Source organism: Paraburkholderia sp. Ac-20336, from assembly GCF_017105025.1.
In the GTDB taxonomy this organism is placed as follows: domain Bacteria; phylum Pseudomonadota; class Gammaproteobacteria; order Burkholderiales; family Burkholderiaceae; genus Paraburkholderia.
Window position 1 is genome coordinate 1 of record NZ_JAAGPS010000011.1, and the last position, 24,541, is coordinate 24,541.

The following is a 24,541-nucleotide window of genomic DNA, read 5'->3' on the forward strand; positions in this document are numbered from 1 at the left end:
CGCGCCGCGCGCGAGCGCCTTGCACAGCGCGTTGAGCCACTGCACGTAAGGCGCGTTCGGATCGCTTTGCGGCAAGCCCGAGACCGCCGCCACCGTGCCGGGCGCGCTGCCGCGCCACCAGGCCGACTGCCGGTACGGCACCAGCGAAAGCGTTTCGTTGACGATCGTAAAGCCGAGCGCCGCCTCGCTGTGCGCGGCCCGCGCGCGCGCCGCGAGTTGCCACAGCAACGCAAGCTGCTGGCCGTCGATGCGGACCTGCTGCGCCGCCTCTTCCGGCATGCCTGATTCGCTCATGGCCTCACCGCGCCGCGAAAGTGGCCCAGCCGCTCATGCCGGGCAGCAGTTCGGGCGCGCTGCCGGTCAGCGCGCCCGTCACGTCGACGGTCTGCGTGACCGGATCGACGCGCGCGCCGATGCGCGCGACCTTCGCCGGATAGCTCCTGCCGACTTCGTCGACCTGCACGTTCAGCGCATGACCGGGCTTGAGCCATAGCAGCCACTTCGACGGCACGATCATCTTCAGTTCGAGATGGCTCGTATCGACGATCGTCAGGAGCGGCTTGCCGGCTTCGGCGAACTGCTGCGGCGCGGCGCTGCGCTTCGACACGCGGCCGTCGAACGGCGCCGCGATCGTGCATTTGTGCACGGTCGCCTGCATGTACGCGACGTCGGCCGCGCTCGCCTTCTGCTTCGCCGCAGCCTGCTGCACCTCGAGTTCGCCGACCGAATGCAGCGCGACGAGCTTCTGGTTCACGCTGAGCAATTCGCGCGCGCCGTCGGCGTCGGCCTGCGCCTTGCGCAATTGCGCGCTGTAGAGCGAGCAGTCGAGCGACACGAGCGTCTGCCCGGCGCGAAACGCGTCGCCGTCGCGAAACGGCAGCGAGGCGATCTTCGCCGAGATTTCGCTCGATATGTCGACCTGATCGCGTGACACCAGTTGGATGCGGATCTTGCCGTCGGGCGAGTCTTGCGGCGCGGGTTGGGCCGCGGCTCCTGCTGCTGCCGTGGACATCGTTGCGGCCGACGCCTGCGTCCCACCCGCCGCCGAACGCGCCGGCGCAGTCGCATTCGGAGACGCAACGACCTGCGCCGTCATCAGTAAAGCAATACCGCTGCCTGCACACACCTTCAACCACGGTTTCATTGCGGCTGTGCTCCCGCTGCGAGCGCTGCCGCCGCCGTTTTCGTCGGCCCCGGCTGCGCGGCCGCGACCGTGCTGCCCGCGTGACCGAGCGCGTCCCAGTGCTGCTGCTCCTCGCCGATCGATTGCGTCAGCGACGCGAGATCGTGACCACGCACCGCGTCCGGCACCGGATCGAGCCCGAGCGTCGCGAGCATCTGCCCATACGCGCTTTCGAGTTCGCCGTAGCTTTGATAAAGGCGCAGTTCCGACATCATCGCGCTCGTCGCCACGCGAATCTCTTCGAGCTTGCCTTGCGCGTTGGCCTGCGTCGCGTTGTGCGTGTGTTCGAGAATCTGCTGGTCGACGTCGTTCATCTGCCTGAACAGATCGAACTGGCGCTGCTTCGCCGAGAGTTCGCTGCGCGCGACGTGCACCTGCGTGAGCACCGCCATGCTGAGCGCCATGCGCTGCGTCTTCGCGACTTCGAGTTGCGCGTCGGCGGTGCCGCGAATCGTCTTGACGTTGAGCAGATTCAGCAGGTTCCAGCTGATGCTGATACCGGCCGCGCGCCACGCGTTGTAGACGAGAAAGCTGTTGCTGTCGTAATGGCCGCCCAGTTCGAGTTCGATGCCCGGCAGCAGCTTCGCCATCGCCTTGTGCGTTTCGTTGACGCTGATGCGCTCGTTATAGCTCGCCTCGACCAGTTCGGGACGGCGCTGCAACGCGGTGTCTTCCATCTGCGGCATCGGCATGTCGAAGTCCGGCACCGGAAAGTCCTCGCTCGCGGCGAGCGTGTAGTCCTTGCCCGGTTCGAGGTTCATCAGCGCGGCAAGGCGCGGCTTCGCTTCCTCGAGCTGGTCGCGCACCGCTTCGAGCTGCCGCATCAGATCGAGCAGCGAGTGCTGGTAGTTGAGCGTATCGATCGGTGCGCGCAGACCCTGCTTCTGCGCCGCGCGCGAATCGTCGAGCGCGGCGCGCGCCGCATCGAGCAGCGGGCCGATGCGATCGTGCAGCCGCTGCGCGCCGAGCGCCTGCCAGTACGCCTCGCGCACCTGCTGCATCATCAGCTGCACGACCTTGCGGCGGCGCTGTTCGAGCACGAGCACGTGATCGGCCTGCTCCTTCGCCTCGTAATAGCTGACGCCGAAGTCGAGCAGGTTCCACGACAGGTTCAGGTCCGCGGTGCGCGAGTTCTGATCGGTCGAGAACGACGGAATCAGCGACTCCTCCTGCGTGTACAGACCTTCCGACGACGACGCGAGCGGATGGTTGCGGTTCGTATAGCCGGCCTGCGCGGTGAGCTTCGGCAACAGATCGAAGTTCGACAGATCGAGTTGCTTCTGCGCGAGCGCTTCTTCCATCATCTTCAGACGATGGTCGAGGTTGTAGCGGATCGCGCGCGCCATCGCCTCGTCGAGCGTGATCGGGCCGCTCACCGGCTGCTGGCTCGCGAACATCGACGTGCGATCGGCCTGGGCCGTCTGCACGCGTTCGGCGTCGGTAAACGGCACGGGTTTGACCGCGCAGCCGGACAGCCACAACACGGCGGCCGACAGCGCAATGAGCGTGGGACGCGGTGCGCGCACCGCAAGCGACAAGGATTTCACGTCGGCTGATCTCTTATGGAAAAAGTGGAAAGCGGAACAGGAATGCGAGGAAAAGAGGCTCATGCGCGCGGCTCCAGCGAATGCGTCGCGCGGTTGTCGACGGCTTCGGCATGCGCGACCTTTGCGCCGGCTACGCCCGCGCGCGTGACATGCAAGGCCGCGTGCGCGCTCGCGAACTGCGCGCTCAGCGAAGGCTTCGCGGGCGGCAGCGCGGCATGCGGCGGCGCGCTTTTCACCGGCTTCGGCGCGGGCGCGTGCGGGGCCTGACGGTGCGCCGCGTCGAGCGACACGACCACTTCGCGATGCGTCACGCGGCCGAACGCGTCGCGCACGGCCAGCGTCACGCGCACTTCGTGCACGCCCGCGGGCGGCACGCCGGAGAGTTCGCCGCGTGCCGCGTCGTAGTGGAGCCACGACGGCAGCGGTTCGCCATCGGCAAGCGTGATGCTCACGTCGTTGGCGATGCTGGTTGCGCGCGTGTCCGGCGAGTTCGGCAGAAGCGCGGCCGTCAGCAGCGCGAACGAGCCGTCCGCGTGACGCTGCGGATGCACGTCGAGCGACGCCAGCACCTGCAGGCTCGCGGTTTCGTCGCCGAGGTCGGGCGGCGCGATCGAATCGAGCGGACTCACGTGCGTGTCGCCGAGCGAGCTGTTGTGCTGGTCGTCCTGCGTAAACGTGCGAGTCGGCGGCAACACTATCGTGCCGAGTTCGGCCGGCGGCTTCAGCGCTTCGAGCACGATCAGCGGATTCGACACGCCGTCGCTATAACCGGTGGTGCCGCTGACGATCAGCGGATTCGTGCGCGACGGATTGAAGACCGGCGGCGCGACGATCGTGGGCGTCGCCAGCGGCTCGTCCTTGTGCTCCGGCAGGATCGGCGTGCCGGACGGCTGCGTCGTGGCGACGACCTGCACCGTGCGCGTCGCGGGCGCGCTCGACGCGACGCCGTCGCTGATCGCGAAGGCGATCGTGCGGCTGCTGCCGGTGCTCTCGAACCGCGTGTCGCGATACGAGACCGCGGCGAGCGCGGCCTGCCATTGCGCGAGCGTCGCCGTGCCGCTCGCCGAGGTGAGCCTGAGCACGCCGCTCGCGGCATCGTAGGCGGCGCTGATGTCGCCGGTCGCCGTGCCACCGCTCGTGAACGCGAGCACGTCGTGCTGCGGATCGAACGTACCGCTGAACGACACCGTGGCCGAGGTCGGCGGCGTCGGGTTGCGGTCGGTCAGCGTGATGCCGTCGCCGACCGCAAGCGCGTCGGCCGCGTTGCCGTTGGCGGTATAGCTCAGCGTGACGCCGCCGCCATCGACGATCAGCGTCTGATGCGTGGCCGTCACGCCGACTGCGCGCGCGAGTGCGATGCTCGCCTTGGTGCCGTCGTTGACTGTGAAGCTGATGGTGCGCGTCGCGGTGTTCGGCGTGATCGCCGTGTCGGTGTAGGTGATCGAGCGCAACGCCATTTGCCATTGTGCGAGCGTGGCACTCGCGCCGGTCGAGGTCAGTGTCAACACACCGGTCGCAGCGTTATAGCTCGCGGCGATGTTGCCCATCGTCGCGCCGTCGTTCGTGAACGCCAGCACGTCTTCGCCTGCGTGGAAGCCTGTGCCGATCTGTACCGTCGCCGAGGCCAGCGTCGTGTTGTCTCGATCGCCGACCGCGATACCGCCATCCACCACGACCGGCGTCGATACCGTGTTATCGCCCGACACGAACGCTGCACTACCTGTGCTGGTGGTCGAGACGAGCGGCGTCTGATCGGTATCGGCCACCGTCACCGTGCGCGACAGCGCCACGCTGGTTTCGATCCCATCGTTGACCGCGAAGCTGATCGTGCGCATCGCGGTATTCGGCGTGATCGCCGTATCGGTGTAGGTGATCGAGCGCAGCGCGGCCTGCCACTGCGCGAGCGTCGCGTTCGCGCTGGACGAAGTCAACGTCAGCACACCGGTCGCGGCGTCGTAGCTCGCGGCGATGTTACCCATCGTCGCGCCATCGTTCGTGAACGACAGGACATCTTCACCAGCATGGAAACCCGAACCGATCGCGACCGTCGCCGAGGCGAGCGTCGTGTTGTCGAGATCGCTGACCGCGATGCCGCCATCCACCACGACCGGTGTCGACGCCACGTTATCGCCCGCCACGAACGCTGCACTGCCCGTGCTGCTCGTCGACAGCACCGGCGTCTGATCCGTATCGGTCACCGTCACGTCGCGCGACAGCGCGGTGCTGGTTTCGATCCCGTCGTTGACCGTGAAGCTGATCGTGCGCGTGGTGTTATTCGGCGTGATCGCCGTGTCGGTGTAGGTGACCGAGCGCAACGCGGCCTGCCATTGCGCGAGCGTTGCGCTCGCGTTGAACGAAGTCAACGTCAGCACACCGGTCGCGGCATCGTAGCTCGCGACGATGTTGCCCATCGTCACGCCGTCGTTCGTGAACGCCAGCACGTCTTCGCCGGCATGAAAGCCCGAGCCGACCTGCACCGTCGCCGAGGCGAGCGTCGTGTTGTCGAGGTCGCTGAGCACGATGCCGCCATCGACCACGACCGGTATCGACACCGTGTTATCGCCCGACACGAATGCTGCGCTGCCCGTGCTGGTGGTCGCGATAAGCGGCGTCTGGTCGACGTCGGTCACCGTCACGTCGCGCGACAGCGCCACGCTGGTTTCGATCCCATCGTTGACCGTGAAGCCGATCGTGCGCGTGGTGTTGTCCGGTGTGATCGCCGTGTCGGTGTAGGTGACCGAGCGCAACGCGGCCTGCCACTGCGCGAGCGTCGCGTTCGCGCTGGCCGAGGTCAGCGTCAACACACCGGTCGCAGCGTTGTAGCTCGCGGTGATGTTGCCCATCGTCGCACCGTCGTTCGTGAACGACAGGACATCCTCGCCCGCATGAAAGCCCGAGCCGATCTGCACCGTCGCCGAGGCGAGCGTCGCATTGTCGAGATCGCTGACCACGATGCCGCTATCGATCACCACCGGCGTCGAGGCCACGTTATCGCCCGCCACGAACGATGCGCTGCCCGTGCTGCTCGTCGACAGCAACGGCGTCTGATCGGTGTCGGCCACCGTCACCGTGCGCGACAGCGCGGCGCTCGTCTTCGTGCCATCGTTGACCGCAAAGCCGATCGTGCGTGTGGTGGTGTCCGGCGTGATCGCCGTGTCGGTGTAGGTGACCGAGCGCAAGGCGGCTTGCCACTGCGCGAGCGTCGCGTTCGCGCTGGCCGAAGTCAGCGTCAACGTACCGTGCACGGCATCGTAGCTCGCGGTGATGTTGCCCATCGTCGTACCGTCGTTCGTGAACGACAGCACGTCTTCGCCGATGTGAAAGCCCGCACCGATCTGCACCGTCGCCGAGGCAAGCGTCGTGTTGTCGAGATCGCTGACCGCGATGCCGCCATCGACCACCACCGGCGTCGACGCGACGTTGTCGCCCGCCACGAACGATGTGCTGCCCGTGCTGCTGGTCGACAGCAACGGCGTCTGATCGGTGTCGGTCACCGTCACCGTGCGCGACAGCGCCGTGCTGAACTGCGAGCCGGCGTCGAGCACGAAGCTGATCGTGCGCATGGCGGGGTTCGGCGTAACCGCCGTATCGGTGTACGTGATCGAGCGCAGCGCGTCCTGCCATTGCTGGTTCGTCGCGCCGCTGCCCGTGAGCGTGAGCACGCCCGTCAGGGCGTTATAGTTGCCGTAGATGCCGTTCTGGCTCGTGAACAGCAGCACGTCTTCGCCCGCATGCAGGTTGCCGGTAATCTCAACCGTCGCGCTCGTAATCACGTCGCCGAGCGGATCGGCCACCACGAGGTTGCCGTCGACCGTGACCGGCGTCGATACCGTGTTGTCGCCCGCGACGAACGTGGCGCTGCCGGTGCTCGTCGTCGTCAGCGAAGGGGCGGAGCTGGTCACGTCGATCGTGTAGGCGACCGGCGCGCTCGTCTTCGTGCCGTCGTTCGCGGTGAGTTGCAGCGTGCGCGCGCCGAGCGGCGCGCTCGAAGCCGTCGAGAACTGCAAACCCTCGAGGATCGCCTGGTACTGCGCGACCGTCATACCGTTCGAGTTGAGCGTGTACGTGCCGGTCGCCGCGTTGAAGGAATCCGAGAAACCAGCCCCCATCGTTGCCGCGTTGTAGTTGAGCATGATCGTGTCGCCGGACTGGAAACCGGACGCGATCTGCAACGTGAAAGTCATCGGCAGGGACGGCGTTACCGTACTGTCGCGATCGCTGAACGTCACGCCGCTGTCGATCGTGAGCGGCGCGCCGCCCGCCGGATACGTGACGCTGCTCGTCGAGGCGGTCACCACCGGCGTCTGATCGGTCGCGCTCACCAGGACGACTTTGATGACCGGCATGCTCGTCTTGATGCCGTCGCTAACCGTGAAACTGATCGTGCGGACAATGCCGCTCGGCACGATCGCGGTATCGGTGTAGGTAATCGAGCGCAAGGCAGCCTGCCACTGCGCGAGCGTCGCGCGGCCTGCTGAACTCAGCTCCAGTGCGCCGGCCGCGCCGGTGTACGTGGCGGTGATATCGCCGAACGCGGCGCCGCCCGTGAACGCGAGCACGTCCTCGCCCACATAGAAGGTGCTGTTAAATATCACCTCGGCGGTGCGTATCGTCGCGCCGCCGCTATCCGACAGCGTGATGCCCGGATCGACCACGACCGGCGTCGAGGCCACGTTGTCGCCCGCGACGAAGCTCGTCGTGCCGTTGGACAAGGTCAGCACCGGCGTCTGGTCGGTCAGCGTCACGTCGACCGTGCGGGTCCACACGCTGCTGCTCTTCACGCCGTCGTTGACGACGAAGCTGATCGTGCGCGCGGCGCCGCTCGGCGCGGCCGCGGTATCGGTGAACTGCACCGAGCGCAGCGCCGCCTGCCACTGCGCGAGCGTCGCGATGCCGCCCGAGGACGTGAGCGTCAGCACACCGCTGGCGTACACGCCAGTGATGTTGCCCATCGTCGCGCCGTCGTTGGTGAAAAGCAGCGCGTCGCCATTGCTGTCGTAGTTGCCGATCGTTACGGAAGCCGACACGAGCGTCGTGTTGTCGCGGTCGGACACCGTAATGCCGCCATCCACCGTGACGGGCGACGCCGCCGTGTTGTCGCCTTGCACCCAGCTCGCATCGCCGGACGTGCCGGTCACGATCGGCGTCTGATCGGTATCGCTTACGTCGATCTGCGCGGTGGCCGCCGCCGACGACTTCGTGCCGTCGTTGACCGTGAAGCTGATCGTGCGCGTCGTGGTATCGGGCGTGATGGCCGTATCGGTGTACGTCACCGCGCTCAACGCGGCCTGCCATTGCGTGAGCGTCGCGCTGGCGCCCACCGAATTCAGCATCAACGTGCCGTGCACGACATCGTAGGTCGCGGTGATGTTGCCCATCGTCGTGCCGTCGTTGACGAACGACAGGACATCCTCGCCCGCGTGAAAGCCCGTGCCGATCTGCACCGTCGCCGAAGCGAGCGTCGTGTTGTCCAGATCGCTCACGGCGATGCCGCTGTCGATCACGACCGGCGTCGAGGCCACGTTGTCGCCGGCGACGAAGTTCGCGGTCGTGCCGCTCGTCGTAATGATCGGCGTCTGGTCGGTGTCGGTCACGGTCACCGTGCGCGTCGCGACCGCGCTCATGGTCGTGCCGTCGTTGACCTGGTAGCTGATCGTGCGCATGGCGCTCGCAGGCGTCGTCAGATAGTTCGCGTACTGGACCGAACTCAGCGCCGCCTGCCATTGCGCGAGCGTCGCGCCGCCCGAGGCCGTCAGCGTGAGCGTGCCGGTGCTCGAGTTGTAGGCGCCGACGATGTCGCCCATCGTCGCCGGATTGGCAACGAACAGCAGCGAGTCCTGATCGGCCGTGAAGTTGCCGGTGATCTGCACGGTCGCGCTTTCGAGCGTCGTGCTCTGACCGTCGGCCACGCTCAGTCCCGAGTCGATCAGCACCGGCATCGAGGCCGTATTGTCGCCGGCGACGAATGCGGCCGAGCCGGGGTCGGTGGTGATCGTCGGGCCGCTCGTCACGTTTACCGTGTGCAGCGCGAGCGAGCTCGAAGCAACGCCGTCGTTGACCGAGATCGTGAAGTTGCGCGCGCCCGATACCGCCGCAGCCGACGTCGAGAACGTGACTGCATCGAGCGCGTGCTGCCATTGCACGAGCGTCGCGCTCGCGCCCACCGAAGTCAGCGTCAGCGTGCCGTTCGCGTTCGCCGTGATGCCGATGTTGCCGAACTGCGTCGAGTCGGTGTTATCGAACGAGAGCGTATCTCCGCTGTGGTAGCCGCTCGCGATCGAGATCGTCGCCGAGGCGAGCGTCGTGTTGTCCGCGTCGCTGACGGAAAAGGTGGAGATCGCCGTCGGTGTCGAGCCGGCCTGATAGCTCGACATGCTGCTGCCGCCGTCGACGACGATCGGCGACTGGTCGGTCGCGGTCACGTTCACGCTGCGCGAGGCGACGTTGCTCGTCGAGGTGCCGTCGTTGAACGAGAAGTCGACCGTACGCGTAACGGTGGAGGGCGTCACCAGCGTATTCGCGAACGTCACCGATTCGAGCGCCGCCTGCCATTGGGCGAGCGTCGGCGTGCCGCTGGCGGTCAGCGTCAGCGTGCCCGTGCCGCTCGAATAGCTGCCGCTGATGCCGTTGACCGACACAAAGCCGAGCACGTCGCCCGCCTGCACGTTGGCGATCGTCACGGTCGCGGACTGCGCCGTCGACGAACCGCCGTCGGAAAGCTGCAGGCCGCTGTCCACCGCGACCGGCGCGCCGCCCACGCCGTTGTTCGCCGACGCCCATGACGCGTTGCCGCTGCTCGTCGTGACAGCGGGCCCCGTGTCGGTATAGGTGACGTTGTCGATATACAGCGAGAGCGGACCGTACGGATCGTTCACGTCGATCAGCGTGACCGATCGGGTGTTCTGGAAGTCGGGGTCGTTGGCGATCAGGCTCTTGATGCTGCCGACGAAGCCGCCCGCCGCCTCGGTCGCAATCTGCACGCGCGTCGCGGCATTGCCGTTCGCCTCGATATAGAAGTTGCCGTTGACCGAGCTGATGTCGAGATCCGACAGCGTGAAGGTATGGCCGTTCGCGAGCGAGATCGTGAACTCCGTCATCGGATCGTTGTTGACGTTGACTTCGAGGAAGCCGTCGTTGGGGGCCCCGGAATTGACGTCGCTCGGACCGGTCGGCGCATTGCCGTTGTTCCACACGCCTTCCTCGACGGAGCCGTCCGTCGTGTATACGACGCCGTCGAGCGTATAGCTCGTCCGATAGCCGAGGTCCTGGCCCGTGTCGTTGTTGGCCTCGGCGGCCGTGTCGAAGGTTTCGACCGTCACGCCGAGCAGCTCGTTGAACTGCGCCTGCGCGCTCGCCGATTCGATCACGGCCGTGTGCACGTGCCCGGCCTGGTATTCGAGCGTCCAGTTGCCGCCGAGCGCGCTCGCGCCGGTGTCGTCGGTCGATGCCGCGACGTTCAGGTGCGTGAGTGCCGCGATCTGCTGCACGAGCGCCTGGCCGTCGGCTTTTTGCGCGACGTCGCAGCCGTAGATCAGGAAGTCGCCGCCCGGCTTCATCGCCGCGCCGATCTGCGCGAGCTCGGCGCTGTAGGCCGAAAAATCCGCGCCGGTGAGCCACGTCGAGCCGGCCTGGATCGCGCCGTCCGTGCCGTGCGAAATCAGATGGATCGACTCGATGCCGTGATGGGTTTGCAGGTACTGCGCGATCTGCGCGAAGCCGTCGCTGTTCGCGTCGAGCACGACGTACTGCGTGCCGGCCGGCAAACCGGCGATCAATATCTGATAGTTCTCGACGCTCGGATCGATGAAGACGACCTGATGCGAGGCGTCCGGTGTGGTGACGCTCGTGTCCTTGAGCGTGTGCGTGGTGGTGCTGGTGTCCTTGCTGCCCGTGCTCGTGTCCGTGCCAGCGCCCTCGCCGTTCGTTCCGTTCGTTCCCGCATCGCGTTGTGCCGCATTGGACGTACCCGACGCCGACGCGGAAGACTCCGCTTGCGAAGCCCCCTGGCCCGACGAACTCGCTGCGGCCGGATCGTTATGCGTTGGCTCCGCGCGATGCGCGTGTTCGTGCGCATGCGTTTCCGCGTGCGGTTTGGCCGCGACAGCGGCGACCGACGCGTCGTACACGACGCGCGGTTCGAGCGCGAGCAACAGGGGCGAAGCCGCGACACGCGGACGCGGCATTTCGCTGTCGGTACTCAAACGCTTGAGCCACTGCCTGACGATCTTCATGACGATACTCTCCCGGCCGCCGCGCGTTCCAAACGCGCGGCGCCGCAAAACGGGACTGGACGAAAACGCTTTAGCCGCGCGACGGGAAAATCCCCGTCAACGCGACGATGAAGTTGATGCCGAGATACGGATTGCGCGTGTTGAACGGCAAGCCGCTGCCCGCATTCGCGTTGACGACGTTCGGCAGGCTGGCCGGCACCGTGAGGTTGAACGGCTTGAGCGTGGTGTCGGCGTTGGCGGTGTTGTAGACCGTCGCCGGATGGCCCGACGACAACGCGCCGCCGAGCACCGTCGTCGGTCCGGGAATATTGGTCACGCTGGTCGCGGGGGGCCCCGACGTGGCCGTCGTGCCCGTTGCGGCGGGAATCGCCACAGCAACCGTGGTCGGCTGCGTCGCACCGGTAACTTGCGTCGCGTGCGTGTGAACGGGCAATTGCGCCTGCGTCAGCGTGATGTTTTCGGCTCCGGCCTGCTCGCCGGTCACCACCGGCGCGAGACCCAGCCCCGTCCCCACGCCGACCGGCGAGCGGCCCTGCAGGTTCGGCAGACCGAACGTGGTTTGGCCGTTGCCGCCGTAGTACGTGCCGAGCAGCGCGAACAGCGGGCTGTTTTGCGCAATCGACATGAGCTGCCCCTGGCACAACGCCCAGCCGTTGGGTGCGAAGTCGAAGCCCACCATGCGGATTTCACCGAGGTATTGATCGGACATGCTGCCTCCAGAAGAGAGAAAACGAAAACGACGGAAGAGCCGTGCGGCTGAGCGGAACGCAGCACGCGACGGCATGCGCAACGCAATGCGAAATGCGATGGGGAAAAAGGTGCAAGGCGGAATGCGAGGCTGAGTACAAGGCGCCGCGTGCAACGGCGTGCGGCGCGCAGCACCGCATGTCGTTGCACGCGCGCCGAATGGAACGCCGCGAAGAATGGAATGCGCGACTCATCACACCGCATCCGCCGCGCAAGCCGAACGCTTGCGATGAATCACCGCGCACAGCGTCCGCGCGCCCGATTCGAGCGGTCTGCCCGGCGAGACGAACAGCAGCCATGCACGGCCGTCGGGTGCGATGAAGCGATAGGTGTCCTGAGGTAACGCAACCGCCGGCGGCAACTCGAAGCTCGCCGAATAGCACTCGTGCTCGCCATTCATGGCGAGGCCCGTCCATGCGTCCAGCAAACGCGTCTGCACGAGCGGCAACGCCGCCGCGTCCGCGCTCGCGAGCGTGAAGACCTGCCCAAGCGACGCCCTCAGCGCATCGTAGGCCGGCAAATCCGAAACCGCGTTCGACACTGGTCCCCCTCGATCGCAACGCGCGCGCCGTGCTGCCGATGCAGCGCGCCGGTTGCCGTCATTCTTGTCATGCTCTCAGTTCGCGCGCATTTGCCGTGATGCATCGCCGTGGCTTACAGCCCGGTTGCGCGTCGCTTTAATACGGGTCTACGGAATGACTCTTTTTCTCTATCGTTAGGCTTACGACATATTTCTGGAAAGCTTTAATGAATTCCACGGTGGTCCAATTCGATCATGCCGCGCCCTGCTTATTACTTGCTTGTGGTTTGCTTATTTTTTATTTATTGCCTGTTCATTATGTGCTTAATACTTTCTCATGCGCACACCGTCCGTGCATCGTCCCGCGACGTGACGGATGAAACGGCACGCGCGTCGAGTTGTATATCGAGCGGCGCGCATTCGCGGCGCATCAACCCGTAGACGCCGCCGTCCTGCTCGCTGCTCTGCTTCACGAAACCCAGACGCCGGTACAGCGACTGCACCGGGTTGTCGGCCTCGACGTTCAGGGTAACGGGCAAGCCTTCGCGCACCGCCCCGGCGATCAACGCGCGCAATAGCCGCGTGCCGATGCCCTTGCCACGCCATGCGGGCAGCAAGGCGATATCGATGATGCGGACTTCGTCGCCGAGTTGCGCGGGCCGCCATGCGTGATACAGACGCCCGACCGGCTCCGCGCCGGCCAACACGACGTCGAAAAAAGCGTGTGGATAGTGCTCGCGGTAATACGTGTGTTGAAGCTGCGATTGATGCCGCAGAAACGCGTCGATGCGAGACGGCTCCCAACCGGTGCGTGCGAATTCATCCCAACGCGTGCTCACGAAAACGTCACAAAGAAATGCTTCGTCGGCGACACTGGCGGTGCGCAAGCTCACGATGCCGGCATGGCTTGCCGGACTTTCTAGCGGCGCTGCGGAATGAGTGAATTCGATCTTCATGCGAAAAGCATTGGTAAGCCGCTGAGCTGACGAATACGCGATAACGCCGAATCCTAACTAATTGTTACTTGCGCAGCAATAGAAACTGTGAAGAGTCAGAGAGCCGGTAATTTCCCTGATTGCCCGCGCATTTTTACCCGCTATGGTGACGCTAAAACGACAATGAATCGAAAGCATTTCGAGTGGAATTTGCGCAATTATTTAGTAAGGCATCTAAAGCACTTCGTCAGCCATGCAAGCGGCTGCGCAAATCGCGGAGTACCCCGCCTCAACGATCCGCCGGCGTGCTGCCGAACTGCGCGAATTCCTCGCTGAGAAAATCCACGCATACCCTCACCTTCGCGGACTGCGCGAGCCGCTCCGGATACACGGCCCAAACGTTGGCGGGTTGAGTCGCCTCGGGCAACAGCTGGCGTAACTGGCCGCTGTCGATGAGTCCGCGCACGTCCCACAGCGAACGCAGCACGATGCCGCGGCCGGCCAGCGCCCATTGCACGGCGACTTCACCATGATTGGTCGACAGCGGTCCGGTGACCTTGATCGATACCGCTTCGCCGCGCACCGTGAGCCGCCACAAGCCGAACGGATGATCGCGCTCCTTGATGGCGAGACACGCATGCGAGGACAGTTCCGCGAGTTGCCGCGGCGTGCCATGCCGCGCGAGATAATCGGGCGACGCGCACAGCACGCGATAATTCGAGGCGAGCCGCCGCGCGATCAGATGCGGCGCGATGTCGTCGCCGATGCGGATGTCGAGATCGATGCCCTCGCCTGCGACGTCGACAAGACGATCGAACAGATCGAGCCGCACGCTCAGTTGCGCATAGCGTTCCGAAAAGCGTGCGAGCGCGGGTGCGACGAAGCGCCGGCCGAAACCGAAGCTGCTCGAAATGCGCAGCTTGCCGCCCGGAATGCGGCGCGTGGTGGAGACGTCCTCGACCAGTTGATCGACGTCGTCGAGAATTTTTTCGGCCCATGCATAGACGCGCTCGCCCGCCTCGGTAATCGCGACACGACGCGTGGAGCGATGCAGAAGGCGCGTGCCGAGCGTCGCCTCGAGCACGCCGATGCGTTTGCTGACATAGGCGGCCGAGACCGATAGCGCCTCGGCCGCCGCACTGAAACTGCACTTGCGCGCGACTTCGCAGAACACGCGCAGATCGCCGAGATCGGGAGACGGGACGCTATTCATGGCGGCGCTCTTTATACACGAACCGTGTACAGTGGTTTAACCAAAGCGCGCATTGTAGACGCAATTAGCGAGAATAGAATAAGCACCATTGAAACGTCGATACCCGTTGGGTACTCCGCTGCATACCCCGTTGCACACCCATTACACAGAAGGAGCACAGCATGTCGAACAGATATCGGATTGCCGTCATACCGGGCGACGGCATCGGCGTCGAAGTGATGCCGGAAGCGCTGCGCGTGCTGGACGTCGCGACGAAACGCTTCGGCATCGAACTCGAGTATCGGCATATCGAGTGGGCAAGCTGCGACTACTACGCGAAGCACGGCAAGATGATGCCCGACGACTGGAAAACGCAACTGCAATCGATGGATGCGATCCTGTTCGGCGCGGTCGGCTGGCCCGACACCGTGCCCGATCATATTTCGCTGTGGGGGTCGCTGCTGAAATTCCGCCGCGAATTCGATCAATACGTGAATCTGCGCCCCGCGCGTCTTTTCGCGGGCGTGCCGTCGCCGCTCGCGGGACGCAAGGCCGGCGACATCGACTTCTGGATCGTGCGCGAGAACACCGAGGGCGAGTATTCGTCGGTCGGCGGCGTGATGTTCGAAGGCACCGAGCGCGAATTCGTGCTGCAGGAATCGGTGTTCACACGGCACGGCAGCGAGCGCGTGCTGAAGTTCGCATTCGATCTCGCGCAGCGGCGCGAACGCAAGAAGATCACGGTCGCGACGAAGAGCAACGGCATCGCGATCAGCATGCCGTGGTGGGACAAATGCGCGGCCGGCATCGCCGCGCACTATCCGGACGTCGAATGGGACAAGCAGCACATCGACATCCTTTCCGCGCGCTTCGTGCTGAACCCGGACCGCTTCGACGTGGTGGTCGCGACCAACCTGTTCGGCGACATCCTTTCCGATCTCGGCCCTGCCTGTACCGGCACGATCGGCCTCGCGCCGTCGGGCAATCTGAATCCGGACCGCACGTTCCCGTCGCTGTTCGAACCGGTGCACGGCTCGGCACCCGACATCGCCGGCAAGCACATCGCCAATCCGATCGCGATGATCTGGTCGGCCGCGATGATGCTCGACTTCCTCGGCCGCTCCACCGGCAAGGAGCGCGAAGCGCACGACGCGATCCTGCGCGCGATCGAGGCGACGCTCGCCGAAGGCCCGCATACCGGCGACCTCGGCGGCAGCGCAAGCACGAGCGAGGTCGGCGCGGCGATTGCGGCGAAGCTCGCGTGACCTGACAGAGCGTGTTGCCTGGGGTTGCCAATCGAATGCGGATTGCAGCCTCGGCATGCGGATACGCTGCCCTTCGGGCAAAGCAAATTCGACTTCGCTGAAGCGATGCGCGTGTTCCATCACATCGATCATGCCGGGCAGATTCATTTGCCATGCGAACTAATGCGCATCGTGAGATAAAAAGCACCGCCGTCGCCTTCGCGCACACTCCGTTGAACCCGTTGAACATCCGCGCCGTCGATACCTGTGAATTCGACGTCAACGCGAAATAGATCGCCGCACGCGCACGCTGAAGCCGCGCATCCGCACCTCAGGTTCGGCCCGCTCGACGACTCCGGAATCAACCCCATCGCGAAGTCCCATCGCACCTTCGCGAGGCGCGTTTCTCATCTCGGGTAATCCCCCGTTGCCCGCTGCCATCAAATTACTTACAGTGGCGCGCGTTCGCGTGAAGAATCACTGTTCTTTATTCGAACAAAACGCCGATCCCGGCGACGCTCCCGCACGCGAACCGCAGCGGGTATGATTCATTGCCTAAGCCCAGCAGTTCGCCGCAGGTGCAGGCATCGTGCGCCGCTACCCGACGGCACACGGTCTTAAGAAAAAACGCCCGTTATGTCGGGCTTTTTCGCAGTCAGGAGACCATCATGAACCGCAGCACCGCTGTGAACGTTCAAACCTTTATCAACGAGCACCCGTTTTCGCCGTTCCAGTGGCTGATCTTCTTCATGTGCTTCATCATCGTCCTGCTGGACGGTTTTGACACCGCCGCGATCGGCTTCATCGCCCCCTCGCTCATCACCGAATGGGGCATCGACAAACCCGCGCTCGCGCCCGTGCTGAGCGCGGCGCTGTTCGGCCTCGCGTGCGGCGCGCTCGGTTCCGGCCCGCTGTCCGACCGCCTCGGCCGTCGCGGCATGCTGCTCGGCTCGGTGCTGCTGTTCGGGCTCGCGTGCCTCGCGTCGGCATTCTCGACCGGCATCGAGCAACTGACCGTGCTGCGCTTCATCACCGGCGTCGGCCTCGGCGCCGCGATGCCGAACGCCGTCACGATGATGGGCGAGTACTGCCCGGACAACCGCCGCGCCACCGTCATCAACCTGATGTTCTGCGGCTTTCCGCTCGGCGCGGCATTCGGCGGCTTCCTCGCCGCATGGATGATTCCGCATTTCGGCTGGCGCAGCGTCCTGCTGCTCGGCGGCGTCACGCCGCTCCTGCTGTCGGTCCTGCTGCTCACGAAGATGCCCGAGTCGGTGCGCTACATGGTCGCGAACCAGAAGCCGGTCGAGCGGATTCGCGCGGCACTCGCGCGCATTTCCGGCGACGCCGTGCAGGCGGGCGCATTCACGATGACCGAAACCGCGCCGCAAACCGGCGGCAAGGGTCTCGGCGTCGTGCTGTCGCGCTCGTACATCGTCGGCTCGGTGATGCTGTGGCTCGCGTATTTCATGGGCCTCGTGATCTTCTACGCGTCGATCAACTGGATGCCGATCCTGCTGAAAGACGCCGGCCTCACGCCGCAACGCGCGACGCTGATTTCGGCGCTGTTCCCGCTCGGCGGCGTCGGCGCGGTGCTGGCCGGCGTGCTGATGGACCGCTTCAACGCCAACCGCGTTATCGCGGTCTGCTATGCGCTGACCGCGCTCAGCGTGTACTTCATCGGCCAGGCGGCCGGCAACGTCGGCGCGCTCGTGCTGATCGTATTCATCGCCGGCGTGCTGATGAACACCGCGCAATCGTCGATGCCGGCACTCGCCGCCGCGTTCTATCCGACCGCGGGCCGCGGCACCGGCGTCGCGTGGATGCTCGGCGTGGGCCGCTTCGGCGGCATCGCGGGCTCGTTCCTCGTGGCCGAACTGACGCGCCGCCACTTCTCGTTCAGCGGCATCTTCGCGACGATCGCGGTTGCCGGTCTGTTGTCGTGTGTCGCGCTGCTGATCAAACAGGCAGCACGTCCGCAAGTAGCGGAAGCGAATGCGTCGAAGGCGGAATCATTCGGGCATTGAGTTTTTTCGGCGATGCGGCCCGGTGATGGGCCGCGAGCCTGGTGGTTTTTCGAAGCCGCTCTGCGAATTGCAGAGCGGCTTTTTCTTTGGGGGTGTCGCAAGTCGAGGTGGGGTTCGGGGCGTGGAGCAATGGATATGTGATTGAGAGTTAGGACTCGATTCGCAACGCTTTGCAACACTTTTGATTGAGTCGACTTCTCGCCATCGGCACAAGGTTTGCGCGTTCTTCCTTCGTCAGTTCCAGACACGGCTGTTTGTCCCCTCTTTGAGATTACGTTAGCTTCGGAAACCCTTCCAGCTACGCAGAAACCAGCAGGATGGTCATACTACAGCTTACGCCAGGATGTAAAAATAATTGCTGTGAAGAGGATCAGTAACCGTCATTCAGGACACGCGCATCCTGCTTCTATTCATCGCGTCATTCCTATGCATCGCGGCGATCTGAACTGCCCCGGGAATCGTGAAGGCTGTTTGGTTTAAGTCGATACCTGCGCTACAGCGGGATTGCTGAGTTGCCGATAGTAGTTATCCTGAGTTACAGGGGCAACTCCAGTCAGTCTCAATCAATCTGTGACTATTTTTAACTCTTATCAGAAGAGAAAAACAATACGGCATAGCCTTGGACTTCAAGGACGAGTTGTCCCCATCTCCCATTATCCACACTCAAAATAGATGGTAAGCACAGGTATTTTTCGCTCAAATTCTGACATGAACGAAGTGACGAGTACCGAGATTCACGGATCGATACCCCCGTGCACTTGCCGACGGTCGCAAATATCGACAAGCTATTAGAGTCGCCGAATTGCTAGCCGTTGTGCAACGAGTGTGCATCTGTGGCCACCGTCACACACCGTGATCTGTGTTGCGTCTGCGACGTTTACTCATCCAATTTCTGTAGCCGAAGAAGAAATGTCTGTATTCTGTACCTTTGCACTCAATAACCGTGAAACTTCGAGCCTCTATTGTTTGGGACTTAGGATGATCGAAGCCTATTCGGGTCATGGTAAGGGTCGAGACAATCCCAATGCAGTTTCGATCCCCATGACTGGAGCTATTCCGCCTGGCACGTACTTTATTGTTGACCGTCAATCGGGTGGAAGATTGGGATGGTTGCACGATCTGAGTGACACATACCTTGGTAGCACCGACCGAACAAAATGGTTCATGCTATGGAACGCTCACGGCGGCGATACCACAATGATTGACGGAATACGTCGTGGTAATTTTCGCCTTCACCCTGAAGGCCCGATGCGCGAAAGTGACGGCTGCATCACTGTGAAAAACGGCAACGACTTCGAACGACTGCAGCGCTACATTCGCTCTCACAAGCCGAATATCGCCATTCCGGGTAGCGATCATCTGAAAGCATACGGCCGCCTGGAAGTCCGATGAAACGTCTCACACTTATCGGCGGGTGTCTCGCCGGACTCGCGCTGTCCTGCCTGGGCGGCATGCAGCTAACCCGGTTCCTTCTGCAACACTTCACGTTCGACATACCATCGTGGCTTTCAGCAATCGTTCGGCACGCAATACGTTTGATATATGCCGACTACCAGCCCGACGCCCTCGACATTCAGGACACATGCATCCTGCTTCTCTTCATCGCGTCATCCCTATGCATCGCGGCGATCATCGCCCTGCTCAGCTTTATCGCGCGGCGTCGATTCGTCGCACGCAATAGGCTCAATCAACCCGATTGAACGCACCCCGCCGTCCGCCTAAAAGCGCGCCGCCCCACTTCCCGATACACTACGTCTTTCTTCACCCCATACGAACGCGGCAACGGCAATCACCGTCGCCGCGCCGTCGCCCGCCTCATCTCAGGATTCCGGTAATGAAACGCGTAGTCGTATCCGCGCTTGTCGCGCTGTGTGTGGCACAGCCGGCCGCTCAGGCCGTCGCGCAGACCGTCAGCGATCAATGCTTCGCGCTCGGCGATATCGCCGGCCAGGTCGCCTCGTGGCGCGCGCACAAAAAGACCCAGGCTCAGGCGCTCAAGCAGGCCGCCTATTACTACAAAGACCCGTCCGATCGCGAGGCCGTCAACGCGATCATCGCCAAGATCTACGCCCCCGACGCGCCGCACATGACGCCCGATCAGGCGAGCATGGCGTTCACGTCGGAGTGCGCGAACCGGCACAAGGGACAGCCCTCATCCACGCAGTGATGCCCGTGTTCCCCCCGATGTGGTGCGGTGTTTCGCGAGCGGAGACGCTCATGCCCGCCTATTCGACGATGTTGAAATCGGCGAGGTACTTGCCCGCTCAGCGTGATGCCGCCGATGCGATTTCTCGCCTCGTCGAAGATTTATCCACGGCCCATGGACTACATCCTCAAAAATATATAACTTCCGGAGACCCAACCATCCGGTAACACAGAAAGACATGAAGATCCGCCCATTGGCCCTGAGCCTGCTGCTCACCGCCGCGCATGCCACGGCATCGGCACGCGCGATTACCACAGCGGATGAAGCCGCGGACAAAGCCGCAAGCGTTACCCAGCCCATCACCTATCAACCCACACCACACCATGCCTGCTATTCGACGTGTCGGACAGCAAGCGCTATTTCATCGTCGGTGTTCACGAAAAACACTCGCGCGAATGTGGCGGCGATCCCGATACTGCACCTGCGCTTTTCTTCATGAAGATACGCAAGCGCGACGGCTACATCCTCACGAACCTTGGCGACGGCGAGCACTTCAAACCGCTTGCTCCCAATACCAACGCGCCATAGCGCCTGCCGCAACAACACCGGTTATCCTTCCCCACTGGAGACAGGAATACCGACATGAACCTCAGAGCCCTGCAATGCTTCGTGATTCTCGCTGAAGAACTCAATTTCAGCCGTGCCGCCGAGCGCCTGCATATCGCGCAACCCGCGCTGAGCCAGCAGATCCGCTCGCTCGAAGAGCGCCTCGGCACGCAACTCGTCGACCGCGCGCGGCGGCCGTTGATGCTGACCGAAGCGGGACACTATCTGTGCACCGAAGCGCGCCAGCTACTCGGCTCACTGGACCAGATGACGCTCGCCACGCAGGAAATCGGCATTGGCCGGCGCGGCTGGCTCAGCATCGGCTTCACGCGTTCGTCGATGTATAGCGTGCTGCCGCCCGCGCTGAAGCAATTCCACACGGCGTATCCGCAAGTCGAACTCAAGCTCTTCGAAATGCTCACCGAGGAGCAAACCGATGCCTTGCGCGACATGCGCATTCATATCGGCATCGGCCGACAGCCGCTGACCGTGGAAGGCTGCACGTCGTATTCGCTGCTACGCGAGCGGGTCATGGTCGCACTCGAAGCGGGACATCCGCTCGCCGCGCGCAAAACCGTGCGGATTGCCGATCTCGCCGATACGCCATTGATTCTCTACCCCAAGCATCAGACCGCGCAGTTCAAGCACTCGGTGCAATCGCTCTATCGCGATGCCGGCGTAACGCCGCTTGTCGCCCATGAGGCTTACGAAATACAAACGGCCATTGCACTCGTCGCGGCCGGCCTCGGCGTAACGTTCATCGGCGAATCGGTAGCGCGGCACGGACGCACCGACGTGATCTTCCGCCATTTGTCCGGCCCCGGCTCGGCGTACCGCTCCACGCTCGCGGCCACCTTTCGCAGCGACGACACCTCGCCGCATCTGTGCGCCTTTCTCGGCTGCTTGCCGCCACCGCTCGCCGACCCGACACTATAAGCAAAAGCCTATACAAGCATAAGCAAGCACTCTTGGACTCCTGATCGATGCGTTTCTATCATTGGCGAAAGCCATTGCTTGAACACATACGACAAACGCAACGACGGCCGCGCCCGCCGTTGCATGGCAGGAGACAGCATGACCGCATTCGACGAAACCGCAACGATGCGCAAAGTGTATGGGCGATTGATGCCCCTGCTCTTCGCGATGATGTTCGTCAACTATCTGGACCGGATCAATATCGGTTTCGCCGCGCTCGACATGAACAAGCAGCTGGGCTTCAGCCCGGCCGTGTTCGGCTTTGCGGGCAGTATTTTCTTTGTCAGCTATATGCTGCTCGAAGTGCCGAGCAACCTGCTTTTGCATCGCGTCGGCGCGCGCATCTGGATTGCGCGCATTCTGCTGACATGGGGCGCGGTGGCCGCCGCTACGGCATTCGTATTCAACGACGTCAGCTTCTACGTGTTGCGTTTTCTGCTCGGCGTCATGGAAGCCGGCTTTCTGCCCGGCGTCGCCGTTTATCTGACCCAATGGTTTCCGGTGCGTTATCGGGCGCGCGCGGTCGGCGGCTATATCGTCGCGGGCTCGTTTTCCGCCGTGCTGGGCGGGCCCATTTCGACCCTGCTGATGACCTACGCGAACGGTATTTGGGGTCTCGCGGGCTGGCAATGGATGTTCATTCTCGAAGGCGTGCCTGCGATGCTCCTGGGTCTCGTCACGCTGCGCATCATGACCGAGCGCCCCGCGGATGCCGACTGGCTCTCCAGCGAGGAAAAGAACTGGCTCGAATCGACGCTCGCGGCGGAACGCGCAGCGCTCGGCGGTAACCGGCATTTTCCGCTGCTGCGCGTGGCGAGCGACATCCGCGTCTGGAGTCTCGCCTGTCTGTTCGGTTGCGCCCTGGTCGGCATTTATGGGCTCTTCCTCTGGCTGCCGCAAATCGTCAAGAGCCTTGGCGATTTGAGCAATATCGAAGTCGGCTTTCTGTCGGCCGCCCCGCCGCTGCTCGGTGTATTGGGCACGTTCATCATCAGCCGCAGTTCCGATCGCACGGGCGACCGCAAGAAACATCTCGCGTTCGTGTATGGCATGAGTGCGCTCGCCATTGCCGGCAGCGCCTATGCGCCGAGCCCCGCGATCGCTTATGCGCTGCTGTGCGTGACCGGCCTCTTCATCTATGCGGGCAATCCGCTGTTCTGGAGTCTCGCGTCGTCGTTCCGAACCGGCGCGGCGGGCGCGGCAACCATCGCGCTCATCAACACGATCGCGCAATTCGGCGGCCTCGTCGGACCGTGGAGCATCGGAATCGTGCGTAACGCGACCGGCAATTTCAAGCTCGCCTTGCTGACGATCGCGGCGTTTCTCGTCGTCGCGACGATTATCGCCCTCGTGATGCGCGTGACACCGGCCGACGACGAAGACGCATCGCTCGCGGCCGGCAATGCCGCGCCGTGAACCTGAATCGCCTCTGAATCGCATGCAACCGCAAGGGTACTGCCCACTATGATTATCGATTGCCACGGTCATTACACGACCTCTCCGCCGCAACACGAAGCGTGGCGCGCGCAGCAGATCGCTGCGCTCAAGGACGGCGCCGCGCCGCCGCCCCGGCCGTTTATCGGCGACGACGAGATTCGAGAAAGCATCGAAAACGGCCAATTGCGCGTGCAACGCGAACGCGGCACCGATCTGACGATTTTCTCGCCGCGCGCGGCGGGCATGGGCCATCATCTCGCCGGCGCCGAAGCGAACGCGCAGTGGTCGAGCGAATGCAACGATCTCGTGCATCGCGTCTGCGAACTGTTCCCGCGTCACTTCGTCGGCGTGTGCCAGTTGCCACAAACACCGGATGTATCGCCGCTGAACTGCGTCGGCGAATTGCGGCGCTGCGTCGAAGAACTCGGCTTTATCGGCTGCAATCTGAACCCCGATCCGTCAGGCGGACACTGGAGCGGCCTGCCACTCACGGACCGCCACTGGTATCCGCTTTACGAAGCGATGGTGGACCTCGACGTGCCGGCGATGATTCACGTATCGTCGTCATGCAATCCGAATTTCCATGCCACCGGCGCGCATTACCTCAATGGCGATACGTCGGCATTCATGCAATTGCTGCAAGGCGATCTGTTCGCGGACTTCCCCACGCTGCGCTTCGTCATTCCGCACGGCGGCGGCGCTGTGCCCTATCACTGGGGGCGTTATCGCGGACTCGCTCAGGACATGAAACGGCCGTTGCTCGAAGAGCATCTGCTGAAGAACGTGTTCTTCGATACCTGCGTGTACCACCAGCCCGGTGCCGAATTGCTCGCGAAAGTGATTCCGGTCGAGAACATTCTGTTTGCGTCGGAAACGATCGGCGCGGTGCAAGGCATCGATCCGCGCACGGGCCACTACTATGACGATACGCGCCGCTATATCGATGCGATCGAATGGCTCAGCGACGCCGACCGGCAACGTATTTACGAAGACAACGCGCGCAGTGTGTATGCACGGCTGTCGCGGCAACTCGATCGACAATTTCAACCATTCGCAGCACAGGGAGCAAGCGCATGAATCCAGCAGGATGGCGAGAATACGAATGCGCGCCGCAAGCGAGTCCGGCCACGCTCGCGGCTTTGCGCGAACTCGCGGTATCGCTGCTCAGCGACAACATGGCGCGAGCGAGCGGCGCGATCGGCTTGCGGCCGTTTCATCGGCCGAAGCCGCTGGCCGGTACGGCGCTCACGATCCATACCCGTCCCGGCGATAATCTCGCGATTCACCGTGCGTTCGAGTTCTGCCGGCCCGGCGACGTGCTCGTTATCGACGGCGCCGGCGATCTCACGCAGGCGCTGATGGGCGAAATCATGGCGACGTACGCGGAAAGCCTCGGCGTGCAGGGTCTCGTGATTGACGGCGCGATTCGTGACGTCGGCGCGCTGCGGCAACGCGACTTTCCGGTGTACGCGCGCGGCGTCACCCATCGCGGTCCCTACAAGAACGGCCCCGGCGAAATCAACGTGCCGGTCACGATAGGTGGCATGGTGGTGCATCCAGGCGATATCATTGTCGGCGACGAAGACGGCCTGCTTGCCATTTCGCCCGCCGACGTCGACGCCATCATAGAAGGCGCGCGACAACAGCAGGCGAAAGAAGCGGCCGCACTCGCGTCGATTGCGAACGGTACTTTCGACCGCGCATGGGTCGCCGCGCAACGGGACCGAATGATGACCGGATCATGAACCACC

General features: G+C 63.6%; 17 protein-coding genes and 1 pseudogene. 10 read left to right on the forward strand and 8 right to left on the reverse strand.

The window, feature by feature from the left end; translation table 11 throughout:
- The 8 genes and pseudogenes from GXB81_RS06545 to GXB81_RS06580 form a co-directional block, all read right to left on the reverse strand.
- Positions 1–294 (reverse strand): annotated as a pseudogene (locus tag GXB81_RS06545) (secretion protein HylD); the annotation flags it as partial.
- Between the two features lie 4 nt (positions 295–298).
- The gene (locus GXB81_RS06550) at positions 299–1,144 is read right to left on the reverse strand and encodes an efflux RND transporter periplasmic adaptor subunit (RefSeq protein WP_205988672.1); all 846 of its coding nucleotides are present in this window, start codon (positions 1,142–1,144) and stop codon (positions 299–301) included.
- Positions 1,141–2,580 (reverse strand): TolC family protein, encoded by a 1,440-nt coding sequence (locus tag GXB81_RS06555; protein WP_240158836.1) that lies wholly within the window; start codon positions 2,578–2,580, stop codon positions 1,141–1,143. The genes GXB81_RS06550 and GXB81_RS06555 overlap by 4 nt, the downstream gene beginning before the upstream one ends.
- A 209-nt stretch (positions 2,581–2,789) precedes the next feature.
- Positions 2,790–10,961: a DUF4347 domain-containing protein gene (locus GXB81_RS06560; protein WP_205988673.1), complete on the reverse strand. Its 8,172-nt coding sequence runs from the start codon at positions 10,959–10,961 to the stop codon at positions 2,790–2,792.
- Positions 10,962–11,031: 70 nt separating this feature from the next.
- Positions 11,032–11,670 (reverse strand): tail fiber protein, encoded by a 639-nt coding sequence (locus GXB81_RS06565; protein WP_167039583.1) that lies wholly within the window; start codon positions 11,668–11,670, stop codon positions 11,032–11,034.
- 231 nt (positions 11,671–11,901) lie between these two features.
- Complete coding sequence (locus tag GXB81_RS06570; RefSeq protein ID WP_167039581.1) at positions 11,902–12,249, reverse strand: hypothetical protein; 348 nt, start codon at positions 12,247–12,249, stop codon at positions 11,902–11,904.
- 314 nt (positions 12,250–12,563) lie between these two features.
- A complete protein-coding gene (locus GXB81_RS06575; protein WP_205988674.1) occupies positions 12,564–13,184 on the reverse strand; it encodes a GNAT family N-acetyltransferase in 621 nt (206 codons plus the stop codon).
- 268 nt (positions 13,185–13,452) lie between these two features.
- Positions 13,453–14,376: a LysR substrate-binding domain-containing protein gene (locus GXB81_RS06580; RefSeq protein ID WP_205988675.1), complete on the reverse strand. Its 924-nt coding sequence runs from the start codon at positions 14,374–14,376 to the stop codon at positions 13,453–13,455.
- Between the two features lie 161 nt (positions 14,377–14,537).
- On the opposite strand from GXB81_RS06580, the gene GXB81_RS06585 reads away from it, so the two are divergent.
- The 10 genes from GXB81_RS06585 (at position 14,538) to GXB81_RS06630 (ending at position 24,535) form a co-directional block, all read left to right on the forward strand.
- Complete coding sequence (locus GXB81_RS06585) at positions 14,538–15,620, forward strand: tartrate dehydrogenase (RefSeq protein ID WP_167039575.1); 1,083 nt, start codon at positions 14,538–14,540, stop codon at positions 15,618–15,620.
- Between the two features lie 647 nt (positions 15,621–16,267).
- The gene (locus tag GXB81_RS06590; RefSeq protein WP_205988676.1) at positions 16,268–17,626 is read left to right on the forward strand and encodes an MFS transporter; all 1,359 of its coding nucleotides are present in this window, start codon (positions 16,268–16,270) and stop codon (positions 17,624–17,626) included.
- A gap of 978 nt (positions 17,627–18,604) precedes the next feature.
- Positions 18,605–19,018 carry a DUF2778 domain-containing protein gene (locus tag GXB81_RS06595; RefSeq protein WP_345889903.1) on the forward strand — a complete coding sequence of 138 codons (414 nt, stop codon included), beginning with the start codon at positions 18,605–18,607 and terminating at the stop codon, positions 19,016–19,018.
- On the forward strand, positions 19,015–19,326 hold the full coding sequence (locus tag GXB81_RS06600; RefSeq protein ID WP_167284323.1) for a hypothetical protein: 312 nt from the start codon (positions 19,015–19,017) through the stop codon (positions 19,324–19,326). The genes GXB81_RS06595 and GXB81_RS06600 overlap by 4 nt, the downstream gene beginning before the upstream one ends.
- 134 nt (positions 19,327–19,460) lie before the next feature.
- The gene (locus GXB81_RS06605; protein WP_167284324.1) at positions 19,461–19,793 is read left to right on the forward strand and encodes a hypothetical protein; all 333 of its coding nucleotides are present in this window, start codon (positions 19,461–19,463) and stop codon (positions 19,791–19,793) included.
- Positions 19,794–20,171: 378 nt separating this feature from the next.
- Positions 20,172–20,360 (forward strand): hypothetical protein, encoded by a 189-nt coding sequence (locus GXB81_RS06610; RefSeq protein WP_205988678.1) that lies wholly within the window; start codon positions 20,172–20,174, stop codon positions 20,358–20,360.
- 54 nt (positions 20,361–20,414) lie between these two features.
- A complete protein-coding gene (locus GXB81_RS06615) occupies positions 20,415–21,314 on the forward strand; it encodes a LysR family transcriptional regulator (RefSeq protein ID WP_167039563.1) in 900 nt (299 codons plus the stop codon).
- Positions 21,315–21,452: 138 nt separating this feature from the next.
- A complete protein-coding gene (locus GXB81_RS06620) occupies positions 21,453–22,769 on the forward strand; it encodes an MFS transporter (protein ID WP_205988679.1) in 1,317 nt (438 codons plus the stop codon).
- Between the two features lie 48 nt (positions 22,770–22,817).
- Positions 22,818–23,867: an amidohydrolase family protein gene (locus GXB81_RS06625; RefSeq protein ID WP_167039561.1), complete on the forward strand. Its 1,050-nt coding sequence runs from the start codon at positions 22,818–22,820 to the stop codon at positions 23,865–23,867.
- Positions 23,864–24,535 (forward strand): RraA family protein, encoded by a 672-nt coding sequence (locus tag GXB81_RS06630; RefSeq protein WP_205988680.1) that lies wholly within the window; start codon positions 23,864–23,866, stop codon positions 24,533–24,535. The genes GXB81_RS06625 and GXB81_RS06630 overlap by 4 nt, the downstream gene beginning before the upstream one ends.
- The last annotated feature ends 6 nt before the right edge of the window (positions 24,536–24,541 follow it).